Below are 17,328 nucleotides of genomic sequence, written 5' to 3'. Positions count from 1 at the left end.
GCACGACTACGCGCCGATCCGCACCACCATCTTGCCTAGCGCCGCGCGCGTCGTCATTGCCGTGAAGGCAGCGCGAAACTCCGCGAACGGAAACACCCGGCCGACGACGGGGACGAGTTCGCCATCGCGCAACCAGGCAAACAGCTGCCGCATCGCCTCATCGCGCACCGCAGGCTCGCGGCGGCCGATCTGGGCGAGATCGACGCCGAGCAATGCGCCCCCCTTGAGCAGCGGCAGGTTGAACGGCAGAGCCGGGATGGTGCCGGCCGCAAAGCCGACCACGAGGTGGCGGCCATTCCAGGCGATCGAACGGAAGGCCTGCAGGCTGACCTCGCCGCCGACCGGATCATAGATCACATCGGGACCGTGCCCCGCCGTGAGATCCTTCAGCTGGTCGCGCCAGTCAGCGCTGGTGTAGTCGACAGCCGCATCGGCACCGTGCTTCAGCGCGAACTGCCGCTTCTCCTCGCTCGAAGCCGCCGCGATCACACGGGCGCCGAGCAGCTTGCCGATCTGCACCGCCGCGATGCCGACGCCGCCGGCCGCGCCGAGGACCAGCAGAATATCGCCGGCCTGCAGCTTTGCCCGATAGCGCAGCGCATACAGCCCCGTCAGATAGTTGGCGAAGAACGACGCGCCCATTTCCGGCGAAAGCCCCTGCGGCGCCGCCATCAGGTCGGTCGCCGGCAGGCAGATGTATTCGGCCAGGCCACCGTTCCGGGCCATCCCGATCACCGCCGTGCCGGGCACCAGCGTGACGCCGTCAGCCACCTGATCGACAACGCCGGCGAATTCCGTTCCGGGCGTGAACGGCAAGGGATCTTTGGTCTGGTAAAGCCCCTGAACTTTCAGTCCGTCAACGAATCCCACCGCGGCCGCCTGGATCCGCACCCGCGCCATGCCGGGCGACAGGGATGGTTCGGGCACATCCTTGATGCCGATATTCTCGATGCGGTTAAATTCGTCGACCACGACTGCTTTCATGACATCCTCTTGGCGAGACCTAGCCTCTGCATAGCCGGAAAACCGCAGCCGTGAACAGGCGCGCCGGCGCATGGATGGCGACACGCGCACGCCTTCAACGGGCCATGAGGATCAGAAAACGGCAGCCGGCCGAGCCCGCTGGCGATCTCGCCACCGGATTGGACAGGATTATGATTTTTCGGGGAAATCTTGGTCGGAGTGGCAGGATTCGAACCTGCGACCCCTGCGTCCCGAACGCAGTGCTCTACCGGGCTGAGCCACACTCCGACAAGGTGGGCGGCTTATAGCGTCCACCTTCCGGCTTCGCAAGCTTTCCTATGGGGATATTGTGCAGGATTTTGATCCAACCGCCGCCCTGCGGGCCGTGCGGCAGGCGAGCGAGGCCGGCTTCAGCGCGGCGCAGGCGAAAAGCCGTACAAACGGTGCGCGTTAGAGGTAAGGACGGCGTCGCGGGCGGCCGCATCAGGCACCCAATCGGCGAGCAGATCGAGCAGATCGCCGACATTCATCATATGGTTCCAAGTCGCCACATGCGGCCAGTCGCTGCCCCACACGCAGCGATCCGGAGCGGTGTGGTGCAACAGCCGGGCGAACGGGATCGTATCGGCATAGCGGAAGCCCGCGACCGAGTTGCGATAGGCGCCCGATAGCTTGACCCAGCCGCCGTCGCGCACGAGCGACACCAGGGTCTGAAAGCCCGGATCGTCGATGCCGCGCGACACCGGAAAATGCCCCCAATGGTCGACGATGAACGGCACCGGCAGCCGCCCGAGCTGTGGCGCCAGCGGCACCAGATCCTTGGCAGCGATCAGGAATTGCAGGTGCCACCCCAACTCCTTGGCGAGCGCCGCGTAATCGCCGACGCGTTCAAAGCCGATGCCGCCGCCATACAGAATGTTGAGCCGCAGCCCGACGACGCCGGCCTCTTCGAGCGCCGCCAGTTCGCTGTCCGAAAGGCCGAGCGGGATCACCGCGATGCCCTTCAGCCGATCACGATGGGCCTGCAGCGTTTCCAGCATCAGGCTGTTGTCGGTGCCGTGCACGCTGACCTGCACCAGCACGCCGTACGTCATGCCGGTGGCATCGAGCATCGCCAGATAGGATTCCGGCGTGGCCGCTGGCGGCGTGTAGCTGCGGGCCTCGACGAAAGGATGGGCCGGCGGCAGGCCGATGACATGGGCGTGCGTATCGACTGCCCCCCGTGGCACGACGAATCGCGTCGGTCGGCGCGGCGACGGATCAGGCCCCGGACAGGCCGGGGCCGAATCCGTCGGCATTCCCGGCTTACTCATCGGCGCTCAGCACCGTGCCGCGCGTCTCCGGCAGCGCGTAGGCGGCCGCGAAGAACAGCACATAGGCGAACACAGCGAACAAGCAGATGGCGTTCGCCAGCGTCGTGACCTGCGACAGATAGCCGACCAGGAACGGAAACAACGCACCGACGCCGCGGCCGAAATTGTAGCAGAAGCCCTGCCCCGAGCCGCGCAGGCTGGTCGGAAACAACTCCGTCAGAAACGCCCCCATGCCGGAGAAATAGCCCGAGGCGAAGAAGCCGAGCGGGAAGCCGAGCACCCAGAGCAGTTCATTCGACAGCGGAAGCTGCGTATAGGCCAGCACCACCACCATCGCGCCCAGCGAGAAAGTGAGGAACAAATTGCGCCGGCCGAACCGATCGGCGAACCACGCGCCGACCAGATAGCCGACGAACGAGCCGACGATCAGCGTCGCCAAATAGCCGGTCGAACCGACGATCGACAGCTTGCGCTCGGTCGTGAGGAAGCGCGGCACCCAGAAGGTGATCGCGTAGTAACCGCCCTGACATCCGGTCGCGACCAGCGACGCCAGGATGGTCGTCTTGAGAATACGGCCCTGGAAGATCGCAAGAATCGAACGGCTGCCGCCCGCCGCCGTCAGCTTGGCGCGCGTTTGCACAGCAACCTCGGGCTCCTTCACATAAGCGCGCAGATACAGCACCAGCAGCGCCGGCAGCGCGCCGATCGCGAACATCCAGCGCCACGCCTGATCGGCCGGCAGCAGCGAGAACAGCGCAGCCTGCGCCAGCACCGCCATGCCCCAGCCGACGGCCCAGCCCGACTGCACCGAGCCGACCGCGCGGCCGCGATACTGCGGACGGATCGTCTCGCCGATCAGCACCGCGCCGGCGGCCCACTCGCCGCCGAAGCCGAAGCCGAGCAGCGCCCGCAGGATCAGCAATTGCTCGAAGTTCTGCGCGAACGCGCACAGCAGCGAGAACAGCGAGAACCAGATGATGGTGAACTGCAGCGTGCGGACGCGTCCGATCCGGTCCGCCAGGTAGCCGGCAGCCCAGCCGCCGACCGCCGATGCCAGCAGCGTCACGGTGCCGGCGAGCCCGGCCGAGCCGGCATCGACCTTCCACAGCGCGATGATCGTGCCGATCACCAGCGGGTAGATCATGAAGTCCATGCCGTCGAGCGCCCAACCGGTCGCGCAGGCCCAGAAGGTCCGCTTCTCGGGAACGGTCATGTCTTTGTAGAAGCCGGTCAGGCTGGTGTCCGTGATCGGCGCCACCGTGCTCGAAGATGTCGTCATACGTATCCTCCCTCGTTCGCCTTCACCGGGCGACCGTCGTGCGCGACAAATTTATCAATCGCGAGAATGCGTCTGCCGAAAAATCGCCGGGCGACTGCGGAGCGCGCAGCTTTCTGTCGAAAAATTACTCGCGTCCGCGCTGCAGCCGGCGATAGCGCGCCGGGCTCTCACCGGTCACCTGACGGAACGCGACACCGAAATGCGACTGCGACGAGAAGCCGACGCCCAAGGCGATCTCCACGATCGGCAGATCAGAGGCTTCCAGCAGCCGACGGGCGGCGGCAATGCGCTGTTCCACCACGAACCGATGGGGTGTCATTCCGGTGGAGCGTTTGAAGCTGCGGATGAAGTTGGAGGGGCTCATCCCCGCCACCTCTGCCATCGCGGCCAAAGTAATCGGCGCCCCGGGATCGGAACGCACGAATTCGGCGATCCGATCGCGCACCGGCATTTCCAGAAGTACGGTCTGCTCGGCCGCGATCGACCGAAGCGCCGAATAGCGGTCCGTCAGATGCAGCGCGAGCGTGTAGGCGAGCTGCTCGGCGAGCAGCGCGTTCGGCCGCCCACCGCTTTCGCTGGCCTCGACGAGGCGCTTCGCCGCCACTTCGAGCAGCGCATCGTCGACGTCCCAGGCGGTGTCGCGCAGCGCGATCGCATCGGCTGCGCCCAGCGAACGTCCGACATCCTTGAGCAGCGGCTCGCCGAGATAAAGCAGCAACAGCTTGCCCTGATTGGTATCGGGCACGGCATCCACAACGACCCGCCGTCCCGGCTGACCGATGCGAAACCGTCCGGCGCGGACGGGCGCATCGCGGCGCACCTTGCCGTTCTCGATCAGGACGTGGCGGCGGACGTCGTACAGCGTGATGGCCACGGTCGGGACCGGCAATTCGCCGAACTCATAGAGGTGCGGCCCCGTCACTTCGCTCACGGCGGCGGCAAATCCGGTCGTTGACCAAAGATCGATCAGTGCGGATTGCCTGCGGCCGGTGACGCGTTCGGCATGAAGCAGCGGGTTGAGTTGCATTGAAGAAGCGCCTGTGTGAACAAACTATCCTCACTCTATATTGAAATCCGTTGCAAGCCCGCCGCGCAGCATTATGCGAGCTTCTTCCGCGGTGATATCGGGCGCGGAGCAATGCCGGATTCGCGATTTGCGCGAGCGTCGCCTCCCGGTCGAGCAGGGTGGCTCCCGCGTGTGATGCAGCGCAGCGCGTCGACTTTGCTACTTCGCATCTGCACGAATTGAGCTATGAACCGGGCATGATGCTCGACCCGACCACCATCTTGCTGACCGCCGAGGACGCACAGACTGCCGCGCAGACTTTGCACCGCGGTGGCCTGGTCGCGTTCCCGACCGAGACGGTGTACGGGCTGGGGGCGGACGCCTCCAATGCCGACGCCGTGGCCCGGCTGTACGCCGCCAAAGGGCGGCCGTCATTCAATCCGCTGATCGCTCATGTCGCCGATCTCAATGCGGCTCGCACGATCGCCCGGTTCGACGACGTGGCGTTGCGATTGGCCGAGGCCTTCTGGCCCGGCCCTCTCACGCTTGTGCTACCGAAGGCGGAGAATTGTCCGGTCTGCGATCTGGCCACCGCCGGGCTCGACAGTGTGGCGCTTCGGGTGCCGGCTCATCCGATCGCGCAATCGATGCTGCGCGCGTTCGGCGGTGCCGTGGTGGCGCCGTCCGCGAACCGCTCCGGCCATGTCTCACCGACCACGGCAGCTCACGTGGCGGCTGATCTCAGTGGACGTATCGATGCGATCGTCGATGGCGGCCCGGTGATCGTGGGCGTCGAGTCCACGATCGTCGGCTGTCTCGGCTCGCCCGTGCTGCTGCGGCCCGGCGGCGTACCGCGGGAAGCGATCGAGCGTGTCCTCGGGCGCGCTCTGATCGCGGCGGCGACGGTTGCTGATGCCGGCCACGCGCCGGTCGCCCCGGGAATGCTGGCGTCGCACTACGCGCCTCACGCGAACGTCCGGCTCGGCGCCACGCGGATCGAGCAGGGTGAAGCGCTGCTCGCTTTCGGATCGGATCTGCCTCCGGGCTCAGAAGCGGCCGTTGCAGTCCGCAATCTGTCACCGCGCGGCGACCTTGCCGAAGCCGCGGCGCATCTGTTCGGCGCGCTACGCGAGCTCGATGCCGCTGGTGTACGCGCAATCGCGGTGATGCCCATCCCAACGCACGGGCTCGGCGAAGCAATCAATGATCGCCTGCGTCGTGCCGCGGCTCCGCGCCCATGATTACGGGACAAACAAATCGTTACGTCGCGGCGAGCGGCGCGAAGCAATCTCGAGATTCCTGACCCACGATCCTGATCGCTTCGTCGCCGGCCTTCTCGCAACGACAGGGAAGAGGAAACAACATGAATATCGCCACATCAGCTTCGCCCGTCTCCTTGTCGCCCGACCTGATCGCGCGCTTCACGGCGATCGTCGGCGACAAGCACGCGCTGACCGATCCGCTCGAACTCGAGGGCTATGTCACCGAGGAGCGCAATCTGTATCACGGCCACTCGCCGCTGGTGCTGCGCCCCGGCTCGACGAATGAAGTTTCTGCGATCTGCAAACTGGCGCACGAAGAGCGCATCGCGCTGGTGCCGCAAGGCGGCAATACGGGCCTTGTCGGAGGTCAGACGCCGCACAATGGCGAGGTGGTGATTTCGCTGAAGCGGATGGACAAGATCCGCGAGATCGACCTCGCATCGAACACCATGACGGTCGAAGCCGGCGTCATCCTGCAGACCGCGCAGGAGCGAGCCGCCAGCGTCGATCGACTGTTTCCGCTGTCGCTCGGTGCGCAGGGAAGTTGCACCATTGGCGGCAATCTCTCGACCAATGCCGGCGGCACGGCAGCGCTCGCTTATGGACTTGCGCGCGACATGGCCCTCGGCGTCGAAGTTGTCCTCGCCGACGGCCGGGTGCTGAACCTGCTGTCGAAGCTGAAGAAGGATAACACCGGCTACGATCTGCGCGATCTGTTCATCGGTGCCGAAGGCACGCTGGGTATCATCACGGCGGCGACGCTGAAGCTGTTTCCGAAACCGCGCGCGGTCGAAACCGCGTTTGTCGGGCTACAATCGCCCGAAGCTGCGCTGAAGCTGCTCGGAATCGCCCAGGGTCAAGCCGCCGGCAGCCTCACCAGCTTCGAACTGATCGCCGAAATCGCTCTCGATTTCTCGGTGCGCCACGCTCACAACCGCGATCCGCTGGAAAGCCGTTATCCGTGGTACGTACTCATGGAACTATCCTCAATGCGCGATGATATCCGCGGCGCATTGGAAGCAATTCTCGAGCGTGGTTTCGAGGACGGCATCGTCGATGACGCGGCGATCGCCGCGTCCCTGCAGCAGCAGGAAGCGTTTTGGAAACTGCGCGAGGAAATCTCGCCGGCGCAGAAGCCTGAAGGTGGCTCGATCAAGCACGACATCTCGGTGCCGGTGGCCGCGGTGCCGCAGTTCATCGAAGAGGCGAACGCTGCGGTTGTCGAGCTGATCCCCGGTGCCCGGCCGGTGCCCTTCGGCCATCTCGGCGACGGCAACATCCACTACAATGTCAGCCAGCCGCCGGGGGCCGACAAAACCGCGTTTCTCGCGCGCTGGCACGAGGTGAACAGCGTCGTCTTCGCCATCGTGCTGCGCCATGGCGGCTCTATCTCGGCCGAACACGGAATCGGCGTGATGAAGCGCGACGAGCTACCCGGCGTGAAAGACGCCACCGCGATGGAGCTGATGCGGTCGATCAAGTCGCTGCTCGATCCGCACGACATCATGAACCCGGGCAAGGTAGTGTAGTCTCGCCGCTCGGGCACAACGGCCATCTTCCGAGACAGATTGCCTCCGGCTCGGAAGACCTGCGCATCACGCTGATTAGAACAGAGAGCCCTGCCCGCTGTCGTCGGTCGAAGGCTTCGTCCGCACGGCCCGCTTCGTTGCGGACTGTGTGGGAGGCGGCGCTTCGATAGCCCGCAATTCTTCGTCCGAGATCGGCAGGATCAGTTGCGGATTGTCGGTGGCGGCGCGATTGACTGCGGCAGATACCGGATGCCAGACGAACTGACCTTCCGGCGGCGGCCGCAACAGCGCGATGACGCTTTCGACATCGGTCTCATCGGCATCGAGCCAACGCGCGTAGTCCTGCGGCGCGACGGTCACCGGCACCCGGTCGTGCAACTCGGTCATGCTGCCTTTGGCGGCCGTGGTGACGATCGCAAGCGTATCGAGTTCCTCACCGTTCGGCCCGACCCAGGTTTCCCAGATGCCGGCAAAGCCGATCGGCGCGTCGTTTTGCGGATGGATGAAATACGGTTGCTTGCGTGATCCCGTCACTTTCCACTCGTAGTAGCCGTCGCTGGGCACGAGACAGCGCCGTCTCCGGATCGCGTTACGAAACGCCGGCTTCTCCAGCACCGTCTCGGCACGCGCGTTGATGACGAGGGAGAAGGACTTCGGATCCTTCACCCAAGCTGGCAGGAAGCCCCACCGCATCAGCCGGAATCGACGCGCGCCGCCATCCGCGATGACGACTGGAACCGGCTGCGTGGGCGCGATGTTGTAGCGGGCCGGGAAGTTCGGCTGATCCACATAGGCGAACGCCTGGCGGATCGCGGCCGGTGCAGAAGTAATGACAAAGCGTCCGCACATTGCGCGTTTATCCCAGGTGGATTCTTCAGAGCCTATTAACCCCGGTATCCGAAGAATACCAATGATGGCATCCATGCAGACCAGCCCCACACAGCGCCCAAGTGCATCGGGTGGCGCAGAGGCCGCAGCGCGTGCGGCGGAACTGTCGGCTGCCAATATCAATCCGAAAACCGGTCTCGCCACCGACTATCTGAATCACTTCAACGAAGCCATCATGCTGCTGGAGATGATCCCGGATATGCCGGAGTGCTCCGAGGATTTTCTCGGCTGGCAACCGTTGTCCTATGCGGAACACTTCAAGCTCTCGAATTTCAAGGCGCGGGATCTGGCGATCGAAGCCTATGAGCATGCCGACCCGGGCATTCGCCAGGACTTCGACGAAGTCACCAGCAACATGACGGCGATTCTCTCGGCGATAGGCGAGGCAATGCGCAGCGCCAGTCAGGACTCGACGCGCACCAAGCTGGCCGAGGAAGCGGTCGGCTGGATCAAGCCGCTGATCGGCCGCGCGGGCGGCATCATCAACGGCCAGGGCAGCGCCGCCGACGTCGATTTCATCATGTCGCACTGAGCTGCCGTGACGCCCGAGCCTCCCCGCCATCCCCAGCTTGCCGTCAGCGCATCGATTTTCCGCGACGGCCGCGTCTTGCTGGTGCGCCGCGCCCGCTCGCCCGGCAAGGGGTTCTATTCACTGCCCGGCGGACGGGTCGAATACGGCGAAACGCTGGAGACCGCTCTGGCCCGAGAGATCGCGGAAGAAACTTCGATGACGGTCTCCATCGCCGGCCTCGCCGGCTGGCGCGAAGTGGTGCCGGGACCAAGCCATGCCGGCCACTATGTGATTCTATCTTTCGCGGCTCGCTGGACCCGGGGCGAGCCTGCGCTGAATGACGAACTCGACGATGCGGTCTGGGTGGCGCCAGCGGCGGTTGGCGATTTCAAGGTGACCGAAGGCCTTCCCGGCATTGTCGCCACCGCATATGCCCTGATCGGCACCTGATCCGCCATCGCTTGCCGCTGCGGGCGAAAAGGCCTATCAGGCCGCGTCGGGATCCCCTCATGCTGAAGCGCCTGTTCGCCATTTCACTCGTGGTTGCGACCTGCAGCCTGGCACCGGCGCGTGCGCAGGACGGCGCCGCGCCGTTCGATGCCGACCTCCAGCGATTCGCCGAAATTCTGGGGACGTTGCACTATCTGCGCGGGATCTGCGGCAGCAACGAGGGCGCCAAATGGCGCAACGAAATGCAAGCCCTGATCGACGCGGAAACTCCCTCGGGAGAGCGTCGCACCCGGCTGATCGCTGGATTCAACCGCGGCTATAACGGGTTCCAGCAGACCTATCGGACCTGCACGCCGGCCGCCAAGGTGGCGATTCGCCGATATCTCGAAGAGGGTTCCAAGATCTCGCGGGACCTGACCGCCCGTTACGCGAACTGAGCACACCTGGGAATTATCCCAGGCCGTTAACCTTTCCTAAAGAACTGCCTAGCGGGCGCCACTGCGCGTGGTAACACTTCGATATTGCCGGTCCGCAGTGGACCGGGCCATACCTTGTTGAGATTCATGAGCGTCACGACTTACCCTTCCGAGCGCGACCTGCAGGCTGACCGCGAGCAGAAGCAGACTGCCCTCAGCTATCTCAGCGAAGCCTGGGCCGAAGCTTTGCACGACGGTGTGGACGGCGACTGCTTGGCGCAGGCGAGCCTGTTCACCGCCTTCGCGGAGCTCGTCGGGACCTACGGCGAAGATGCCGTGGCGAAGTTCGTCGAGGGCCTACCCGGCCGCGTGCGCAATGGCGAGTTCTCTGTCGCGCTGGCGAAGCAGTAAGCGCGACAAAGCGCTAACACCTTCTGATCAGCAAGCCACAAGTGCGCCGCGCCTCGACGACCGCAGGCCAGCCTAGGTAGAGGTTCGCGTCTCAGCTGCGAGCGAAGGCCTGCAGCCCCTTGAACGTCAGCCGCTTTGGATCCTTGACGCCCGCCAGATAGAAACGGCGGATGAACTCGGTCACGGCGGCGCGGTCACATCCGGTCAAGGTCACGATGGCATCGACCGCGGTCTTCTGAGCTTCCATCTGGAATCCCCCTCAAGCGTATCGGTCACTCGACGACCCGGCGATCGTTGCGACTGTCGTAGGCTGCGCCGCATTCGTTGATTTGCTATTAACCAACGTTCGAACCCGATCCGGCGGGCGCCAGCCGAATCGGATGCATCATCGCTGAAGATGCTTGCGGCGAGGATACGCAGAATCCCCCACCGGAGTTCCCCGGAGGTACTGACAAAACGACGCAGGTTGCCGCCCGCGAGCGTTCGCGCAGCGAAGCGGCTACGGCCGGGCAAGCGGGACGAGTCCGGCCACGACGGAGAAATCCAACTAACTAAAGGTCGCGAAGCGAGCCGGCTTGCCTACGCCTTCAGCGTCTCCAGAAACCGCACGGGCTCACCGCGCGACGGCGTGGTCAGCTCGCCTTGCCACATCACCTTGGCACCGCGCACGAATGTGCCGACCGGCCAGCCGGTGACGCGAACGCCGTCATAGGGTGTCCAGCCGGCGCGCGAGGCGACCCAGTCGTTGGTGATGGTCTCGCTGCGCTTGAGATCGACCACCGTGAAGTCGGCGTCAAAACCGGCAGCGATGCGGCCCTTGCAGGCAATGTTGAACAGCCGCGCGGGGCCGGCGCTGGTGAGATCGACAAAGCGGGCCAACGACAGCCGGCCGGCATTGACGTGATCCAGCATGGTCGGCACCAGCGTCTGCACCCCCGTCATGCCCGAAGGCGATGCCGGATAGGTTTTGGCCTTTTCCTCCAGCGTGTGCGGCGCGTGGTCGGAGCCCAGCACGTCGACCACGCCCTGCGCCAGCCCATGCCAGATGCCGTCGCGGTGCCAGGCATCGCGCACCGGCGGATTCATTTGCGCTTTGGTGCCGAGCCGCTCGTAGCACTCCGGCGCCACCAGCGTCAGATGATGCGGCGTCACCTCGACCGACGCCACGTCCTTGTGCTCGCGCAGAAACTCCATCTCCTGCCGGGTCGAGATGTGCAGCACATGGATGCGCTTGCCGGTCTCGCGCGCGATCGCTACCAGCCGCTGCGTCGCCTGCAGGGCGGCGACGTCGTCGCGCCACACCGGATGCGAGCGCGGATCGCCCTCGATGCGTTCGTCCTTGCGATCGTTAAGGCGGTACTCATCCTCGGCGTGAAACGCGGCGCGGCGCTGGATCACAGACAGGATGCGCTTCAGACTGGGATCGTCCTCGACCAGCAGGCTGCCGGTCGACGAGCCGATGAACACTTTGACGCCGGCGCAGCCTCGTGCGCGCTCGAGCTTCGGCAGCTCTTCGACATTGTCGCGAGTGCCGCCGATGAAGAACGCGAAGTCGCAATGCATGCGATGCTCGGCGCGCTTCACCTTGTCGGTGAAGGTTTCTTCGGTGATCGTTAGCGGATTGGTATTCGGCATTTCGAACACCGCAGTTACGCCGCCCATCACGGCGCTGCGCGATCCGGTCTCCAAATCTTCCTTATGCGTCAGGCCGGGCTCGCGGAAATGCACCTGGGTGTCGATGACGCCCGGCAGCAAATGAAGGCCGCGGCAATCGATGACCTCGCCGGCCTTCTCGGCACCGAGCGAGCCGAGGGCGGCGATCCGGCCGTCCTTGATGCCGATGTCGCCGATGGCCTCGCCGTCCTGGTTGACGATGGTGCCGCCCTTCAGAATCGTGTCGAATGTGCCGGTCATGGTTCCTCGAAAGCCTCTCGGCGGTGCGCGTCTTGCAAGGCTTGTTGACCGAGCCTTGTTCGAGCCAGCCTTGTTGCGCGCAGTGGAGCCGCTTATTTTGGCAGTCATAGCCGGACCGGGCGTCTCCGCAAAGGATGTTCCTGACCGGCGTTTCGACAGAATTCGATCGAGAATTTGATGAAGGCGACATTTCTCCCCGACCGCGGCGTGCTCAAGATCAGCGGTCCTGACGCGCGGCACCTGCTGAACGGCCTTGTCACGACCGACCTGACGCGGCTCGCCGCCGGACAGGGCCGGTTTGGCGCGCTGCTGACGCCGCAGGGCAAGATCGTCAGCGATTTCTTCATCACGGAGTTGCCGCCCGAAGACGATGGCGGCCTGCTGCTCGACTGCCCCAAGGCGCTGGCCGAACCGCTCGCCACCAAGCTGAAATTCTACAAGCTTCGCGCCAAGGTGCTGATCGAGAATCTGTCCGATCGGCTCGGCGTGCTGGCGTTGTGGGACGGCGAACCGTCGCAGCCGCCCGAGATGGGCTTCGCCGACCCGCGCTCGGAGCAGATGGGCTGGCGTATCATCGTGCCGGAGTTGCTGGCAAAGGCGACCGCCGACGCGCTGGGCGCAACGCTGGTCGCCATCAGCGACTATGATGCACAACGGATCGCCTGTGGCGTGCCGAACGGCGGCACGGATTTCGGCTATGCGGACGCCTTCCCGCATGAAGCCAATATGGACCGGTTGCACGGCGTCGATTTCAACAAGGGTTGTTACATCGGCCAGGAAGTGGTGTCGCGGATGCATCATCGCGGCACCGCGCGCACGCGCATCGTGCGCGTCAACTTCGAAGGCTCGGCCCCGCAACCTGGCAGTGACATCTTGGCCGGCGAGAAAACTGTCGGCACCATGGGCTCGTCTGGGGCCCGCAGCGGGCTCGCATTGCTGCGGATCGATCGTGTTGCCGAGGCGCGCGAGGCCGGACAGCCGCTTAGCGCCGGTGGCGCCACGCTGACGATCACCGACCCGGAGGAACTGACGCCTGCGCAACGCAGGACCGGCACATGAGCCGCGGTCCCCGCCTCGGCGCCGATGGACTGATGCGCTGCCCTTGGCCGGGCGATGATCCGCTATATGTCGCCTATCACGACACCGAATGGGGCGTGCCGGAATACGACGATCGTGCGCTGTTCGAGAAGCTGATCCTCGATGGTTTCCAGGCGGGCCTGTCGTGGATCACTATCCTGCGCAAGCGCGACAATTTTCGTCGCGCCTTCGACGATTTCGAACCTGCCAAGATCGCACGCTACGATGCCGACAAGATCGCGCTGCTGATGAACGACGTCGGCATCGTGCGCAATCGCGCCAAGATCGAGGGGGCGATCGGCAGCGCCAAGGCGTGGCTGAAAATTCAGGAAGAAAGCCCCGGCTTTTCGAAACTGCTGTGGGACTTCGTCGGCGGTGCGCCGAAGGTGAGTGCGTTCAAGACCACCGCGGGCGTACCGGCCTCGACGCCGCTGTCGGTTAAAATTTCAAAGGATCTGTCGGCGCGCGGATTTAAATTCGTCGGGCCGACCATCGTGTACGCCTTCATGCAGGCGGTCGGCATGGTCAACGATCACCTGGTCGATTGTCATTGCCATGCGCGATGCGGCACCATGACCAAGCCGCAGCGGCGCACCAGCTCAAAACTGCCGAAGCAGACTACACGTCAGCGCTGATCGACCGTCCGCCGCAGCACCATCTCGGACAGTGTTACGACGAGCTTCTTCAGCGACTCGTTCTCCTGCTGCAATGACTCCAGCGTAGGCTCGGACGCGTGCACATCCTGTACGCCATCGGGCGGTGAGCGCTTCGGATCAAGGCGGGCAGACTGTCCGGCCATTTAATAAAACTCCTCACAACGCGGCTCGACGGCGAATCCACCAATTTAATTTACTCTTTCTTATTTAATTTTGAAATGCCGCTCAATCTCTCAGTCGGATTGCGCAAAAGTTCGACAGCATGGCGGCCGAGATCGGGCACATGCGTCCGGGCGAGAGCGCAACCGCGGATTGTCGTCGATATAGGGACCGAATCGCACTACTGACGAACCCGCATGAGCAAAGCTGGCCCGCCCTCTCGATCGGACGAACGCGTCTGGCAACGCATGTTGTCCGGCCGTCGTCTCGACCTGCTCGATCCGTCGCCGCTCGATATCGAGATCGCCGATATCGCCCACGGACTCGCACGGGTCGCGCGCTGGAACGGGCAGACCAGCGGCGCGCATATTTTCTCAGTGGCGCAGCACACGCTGCTGGTCGAGGCAGTGATGCGCGAGAAAAGCCCGCGCGTTGACGCGCGGCTGCGCCTCGCCGCGCTGCTGCATGATGCGCCCGAATACGTCATCGGCGACATGATCTCGCCGTTCAAGGCGGTGATTGGGGCGTCTTACAAGAGCGTGGAGAAGCGGTTGTTGGGAGCGATTCACATTCGCTTCGGGCTGCCGGCGGAACTCGACGAGGCGATCGAGCGGCAGATCAAGGCGGCCGATCGCGGCGCCGCTTACCTTGAGGCAACCTGCTTGGCCGGTTTCACAAAAGCCGAAGCGAAGCGGTTGTTCGGCAGCGATCCCGGGCTGCCGGCGAGCATGCAGGACGATTATCTGACGCCGTGGTCGGCCGGGAAGGCGGAAAAGCGGTTCCTCGCCCGGTTCGAAGCTTTATGTGGCAAACTTGGGGCATTCGCCGGCTGACGCCGCCTGCTGCGATGCGTTAGCATCTGCCGGCTCCGCCGCCGTCCCCAGTTGGCAATCGCTCGCGTCATCGCGCTTTCACCGCCTCCGGCGCAGGATTAAGATCGCCCGCAACCTTCGGAAGACCTCATGATTCACGTCTGCTCCCTCGCAGCCCTGCACCCGACCGTCGCGGCGACCGGCGCAAGCCATATCCTGTCGGTGATGGCCAATGTCGAGCAGGTGCAGCGCCCCGCTTCGGTGCTCGAGGTCAACCATCTGCGGATCTCGATGGATGATATCACCGAGCATATGGACGGCTTCGTCGCGCCGAACGAAGCGCACGTCGCCGACCTGCTCGACTTCGTGCGCGGCTGGGACCGCGCGGCGCCGCTTGTGGTGCATTGCTATGCGGGGATCAGCCGCTCGACCGCGAGCGCCTTCGCGGCCGCCTGCGCGCTCAATCCACATCGCGACGAACTGACGATCGCGCAGCAGATCCGCGATGCTTCGCCGAGCGCCTTTCCCAATCGGCTGATCGTCACGCTGGCCGACCGCGCACTCGGCCGCGACGGGCGGATGCTGCGCGCGCTGGACGCGATCGGGCCGGGCAATCTCGGCGTCGAGGGACAGCCGTTCCGCGTCGACCTCGAATGACGACCGCCACCGCATGAGCGACAGGCTTTCGAGCAGCAACGAGGCTCCAGGCGGCGACAAGGTTTCGGGCGACGGCTTGCCGATCCCGATCGAGATCGGCCTCACCGCCGCGATCGTGGCGATCGAAAACAACGAGCCTCTGATCCTGACCGCCTCCGGCGGCAGCGCCGGCCTCGGCCTGCCCTACGGGCCGTTCGACGCGATCTCGCACCGTACGCTGGAGATCGGGCTGCGCGCCTGGGTGGAGGAGCAGACCGGGCTGCGGCTCGGCTATGTCGAGCAGCTTTACACCTTCGGCGACCGCGGCCGTCATGCGCGGATCGGCGACACCGACGTCCACGTCGCTTCGATCGGCTATCTGGCGCTGACCCGCGCGGTGGACAACGCGGCCCGCGCCGCCGGGGCGACGTTCGAACCGTGGTACCGGTTCTTCCCGTGGGAAGACTGGCGCGAGCAGCGGCCCGCGATCATCGAGCGGAGCATCATTCCCGAACTGACGACCTGGGCCAACCAGGCCGAACAGCCGGACACGGCGCGTGCGCTGGCGCGCAAGGACCGGGTGCGGCTGTATTTCGGCATCGATGGTGCGCAGTGGGACGAGGAGCGCGTGCTCGACCGCTACGAGCTGCTGTACGAAGCCGGCCTGATCGAAGAGGCGCGGCGCGACGGCCGCCCGGCGGCGCTGGCCCGCGCCAAGCTGCCGCCGCTCGGCGTCGCGATGCGGTTCGATCATCGCCGCATCCTCGCCACCGCGATCGCGCGGCTGCGCGCCAAACTGAAATACCGCCCGGTGGTTTTCGAATTGCTGCCGCCGGAATTCACGCTGACGGAATTGCAGCACACCGTCGAGGCGATCTCCGGCCGGCATCTGCACAAGCAGAATTTCCGCCGGCTGGTCGAAGCCGGCAAGCTCGTCGAACCAACCGGCGAGATGTCGACACGAACAGGCGGACGTCCCGCCGCGCTGTTTCGTTTCCGCCGCGAAGTGCTGCAGGAGCGCCCCGCCCCCGGCCTGCGCGTGCGCGGCCGCCGCTGATCCCGTAATATTCGCGACGAGCCCCGAATCCGGGCGCCGCGCCTGGAGACCCAATGCTCGAACTGCTGTCGATCATCATCGCCATCGTCGCCCTGGTGCTGGCACGCAAGGCGAACACCCGCTCGCTGGCGCTGCAGGCGCGGCTCGACGCGCTGCAAGCCGGGCAGCCGCTGGCGCCGAGGCCAAGCGTCCCAACCGCAGCAGCGCCGTCGCAGGAGCCCGCCGTCAGCGAGGCGCCGCTTGCACCCGAGCTTCAGCCGGAGGTGGTCGCGACGACTGCGACGGCCCCGGTCGAACCGCCACTCGCCGCGACAGAACAGCCGGCCGCCGCGGCCGTCCCGCCCGAGGTGGCGAGCACGCCGCTGGCCAAGCCCGGCTTCGAGGAACGCATCGGCACGCGCTGGGTGGTGTGGGTCGGCGGCCTGACGCTGGCGCTCGGCGGCTTCTTCATGGTGCGCTACTCGATCGAGCAAGGCCTGCTCGGCCCCGGCGTGCGCGTGCTGCTCGGCGGTCTGTTCGCGCTGGCGCTGCTCGGCGCCGGCGAATGGACGCGGCGCAAGGAGGACATCACCAACATCCGCGCGCTGCCGATCGCCAACATCCCAGCGATCCTCACCGCCGCCGGCACCGCGGTGGCGTTCGCGACCGTGTACGCGGCCTACGCGCTATACGACTTCCTCGCGCCGGCCAGCGCCTTCATCCTGCTCGGTCTGGTGGCGCTCGGCACGCTCGCGGCGGCGTTGCTCCACGGTCCCGCGCTCGCTGGTCTTGGCGTCGTCGCCGGCTTCGTCACGCCGATCCTGGTGTCGTCGGACAAGCCGGACTACTGGGCGCTGTACATCTATCTCGCGGTGATCACCGCGGCTTCGTTCGGCCTCGCGCGAATCCGGCTGTGGCGCTGGCTGGCGCTGGCGACGATCGCGTTGGCCTTCATGTGGACGCTGCCCGGCCTCGACATCGCGGCGCAATCACTGGCGCCGCCGGCCTTC

20 protein-coding genes and 1 tRNA gene are annotated in these 17,328 nt (G+C 65.3%); 12 read left to right on the top strand and 9 right to left on the bottom strand.

What is annotated here, in order from left to right; all coding sequences use genetic code 11:
* Positions 1–6: 6 nt before the first annotated feature.
* From ACOJTD_RS04565 to ACOJTD_RS04545, 5 genes are all read right to left on the bottom strand, one after another.
* A complete protein-coding gene (locus ACOJTD_RS04565; RefSeq protein ID WP_420131742.1) occupies positions 7–984 on the bottom strand; it encodes an NADPH:quinone oxidoreductase family protein in 978 nt (325 codons plus the stop codon).
* A gap of 190 nt (positions 985–1,174) precedes the next feature.
* Positions 1,175–1,251: transfer RNA gene (locus tag ACOJTD_RS04560), tRNA-Pro, on the bottom strand.
* Positions 1,252–1,373: 122 nt separating this feature from the next.
* Entirely contained in the window at positions 1,374–2,276 is a 903-nt protein-coding gene (locus ACOJTD_RS04555) for an amidohydrolase family protein (RefSeq protein ID WP_420131741.1), read from the bottom strand.
* Positions 2,269–3,555 carry an MFS transporter gene (locus ACOJTD_RS04550; protein WP_420131740.1) on the bottom strand — a complete coding sequence of 429 codons (1,287 nt, stop codon included), beginning with the start codon at positions 3,553–3,555 and terminating at the stop codon, positions 2,269–2,271. The genes ACOJTD_RS04555 and ACOJTD_RS04550 overlap by 8 nt, the downstream gene beginning before the upstream one ends.
* A gap of 124 nt (positions 3,556–3,679) precedes the next feature.
* The gene (locus ACOJTD_RS04545) at positions 3,680–4,582 is read right to left on the bottom strand and encodes a helix-turn-helix domain-containing protein (protein ID WP_420131739.1); all 903 of its coding nucleotides are present in this window, start codon (positions 4,580–4,582) and stop codon (positions 3,680–3,682) included.
* Positions 4,583–4,818: 236 nt separating this feature from the next.
* Between ACOJTD_RS04545 and ACOJTD_RS04540 the strand changes: the two genes are divergently transcribed.
* The gene (locus tag ACOJTD_RS04540; protein WP_420131738.1) at positions 4,819–5,802 is read left to right on the top strand and encodes an L-threonylcarbamoyladenylate synthase; all 984 of its coding nucleotides are present in this window, start codon (positions 4,819–4,821) and stop codon (positions 5,800–5,802) included.
* A gap of 122 nt (positions 5,803–5,924) precedes the next feature.
* The gene (locus ACOJTD_RS04535; protein ID WP_420131737.1) at positions 5,925–7,352 is read left to right on the top strand and encodes an FAD-binding oxidoreductase; all 1,428 of its coding nucleotides are present in this window, start codon (positions 5,925–5,927) and stop codon (positions 7,350–7,352) included.
* A gap of 75 nt (positions 7,353–7,427) precedes the next feature.
* Here ACOJTD_RS04535 and ACOJTD_RS04530 read toward each other — a convergent pair whose 3' ends face one another.
* Positions 7,428–8,201: an SOS response-associated peptidase gene (locus tag ACOJTD_RS04530; protein ID WP_420131789.1), complete on the bottom strand. Its 774-nt coding sequence runs from the start codon at positions 8,199–8,201 to the stop codon at positions 7,428–7,430.
* Between the two features lie 64 nt (positions 8,202–8,265).
* Here ACOJTD_RS04530 and ACOJTD_RS04525 point away from each other — a divergent pair, with 64 nt between their 5' ends.
* The 4 genes from ACOJTD_RS04525 to ACOJTD_RS04510 all read left to right on the top strand — a co-directional run bounded on the left by ACOJTD_RS04525 (position 8,266) and on the right by ACOJTD_RS04510 (position 10,028).
* Positions 8,266–8,772 carry a hypothetical protein gene (locus ACOJTD_RS04525; RefSeq protein ID WP_420131788.1) on the top strand — a complete coding sequence of 169 codons (507 nt, stop codon included), beginning with the start codon at positions 8,266–8,268 and terminating at the stop codon, positions 8,770–8,772.
* Positions 8,773–8,778: 6 nt separating this feature from the next.
* Complete coding sequence (locus ACOJTD_RS04520) at positions 8,779–9,201, top strand: NUDIX hydrolase (RefSeq protein WP_420131736.1); 423 nt, start codon at positions 8,779–8,781, stop codon at positions 9,199–9,201.
* Positions 9,202–9,260: 59 nt separating this feature from the next.
* Entirely contained in the window at positions 9,261–9,638 is a 378-nt protein-coding gene (locus tag ACOJTD_RS04515; protein WP_420131735.1) for a TIGR02301 family protein, read from the top strand.
* 126 nt (positions 9,639–9,764) lie between these two features.
* Positions 9,765–10,028 carry a hypothetical protein gene (locus tag ACOJTD_RS04510; RefSeq protein WP_420131734.1) on the top strand — a complete coding sequence of 88 codons (264 nt, stop codon included), beginning with the start codon at positions 9,765–9,767 and terminating at the stop codon, positions 10,026–10,028.
* A gap of 91 nt (positions 10,029–10,119) precedes the next feature.
* Here ACOJTD_RS04510 and ACOJTD_RS04505 read toward each other — a convergent pair whose 3' ends face one another.
* Both ACOJTD_RS04505 and ACOJTD_RS04500 read right to left on the bottom strand, forming a co-directional pair.
* Positions 10,120–10,275 (bottom strand): hypothetical protein, encoded by a 156-nt coding sequence (locus tag ACOJTD_RS04505; RefSeq protein ID WP_420131733.1) that lies wholly within the window; start codon positions 10,273–10,275, stop codon positions 10,120–10,122.
* Between the two features lie 332 nt (positions 10,276–10,607).
* The gene (locus ACOJTD_RS04500; protein ID WP_420131732.1) at positions 10,608–11,942 is read right to left on the bottom strand and encodes a dihydroorotase; all 1,335 of its coding nucleotides are present in this window, start codon (positions 11,940–11,942) and stop codon (positions 10,608–10,610) included.
* A 177-nt stretch (positions 11,943–12,119) separates the two neighbouring features.
* Between ACOJTD_RS04500 and ACOJTD_RS04495 the strand changes: the two genes are divergently transcribed.
* Entirely contained in the window at positions 12,120–13,001 is an 882-nt protein-coding gene (locus ACOJTD_RS04495; RefSeq protein ID WP_420131731.1) for a YgfZ/GcvT domain-containing protein, read from the top strand.
* Positions 12,998–13,654 carry a DNA-3-methyladenine glycosylase I gene (locus ACOJTD_RS04490; RefSeq protein ID WP_420131730.1) on the top strand — a complete coding sequence of 219 codons (657 nt, stop codon included), beginning with the start codon at positions 12,998–13,000 and terminating at the stop codon, positions 13,652–13,654. Before ACOJTD_RS04495 ends, ACOJTD_RS04490 begins: the two co-directional genes overlap by 4 nt.
* On the opposite strand, the gene ACOJTD_RS04485 is transcribed toward ACOJTD_RS04490, so the two are convergent.
* The gene (locus ACOJTD_RS04485; RefSeq protein ID WP_420131729.1) at positions 13,645–13,818 is read right to left on the bottom strand and encodes a hypothetical protein; all 174 of its coding nucleotides are present in this window, start codon (positions 13,816–13,818) and stop codon (positions 13,645–13,647) included. The two genes, ACOJTD_RS04490 and ACOJTD_RS04485, sit on opposite strands and share 10 nt — an antisense overlap.
* A gap of 213 nt (positions 13,819–14,031) precedes the next feature.
* On the opposite strand from ACOJTD_RS04485, the gene ACOJTD_RS04480 reads away from it, so the two are divergent.
* From ACOJTD_RS04480 to ACOJTD_RS04465, 4 genes are all read left to right on the top strand, one after another.
* Positions 14,032–14,667, top strand: coding sequence for a YfbR-like 5'-deoxynucleotidase (locus ACOJTD_RS04480; RefSeq protein WP_420131728.1), 636 nt, complete (start codon positions 14,032–14,034; stop codon positions 14,665–14,667).
* A 129-nt stretch (positions 14,668–14,796) separates the two neighbouring features.
* Positions 14,797–15,303 (top strand): tyrosine phosphatase family protein, encoded by a 507-nt coding sequence (locus tag ACOJTD_RS04475; protein WP_420131727.1) that lies wholly within the window; start codon positions 14,797–14,799, stop codon positions 15,301–15,303.
* 13 nt (positions 15,304–15,316) lie between these two features.
* Positions 15,317–16,339 carry an NUDIX hydrolase gene (locus ACOJTD_RS04470; protein WP_420131726.1) on the top strand — a complete coding sequence of 341 codons (1,023 nt, stop codon included), beginning with the start codon at positions 15,317–15,319 and terminating at the stop codon, positions 16,337–16,339.
* Positions 16,340–16,392: 53 nt separating this feature from the next.
* The coding region (locus ACOJTD_RS04465) for a DUF2339 domain-containing protein (protein WP_420131725.1) at positions 16,393–17,328 on the top strand (936 nt) is incomplete at its 3' end.

The sequence above is a fragment of the Rhodopseudomonas sp. genome, from assembly GCF_048594845.1.
Lineage (GTDB): Bacteria > Pseudomonadota > Alphaproteobacteria > Rhizobiales > Xanthobacteraceae > Rhodopseudomonas.
The sequence above is the reverse complement of the archived record's forward strand: the minus strand, read 5'-3'. Positions and strand labels throughout refer to the sequence as shown.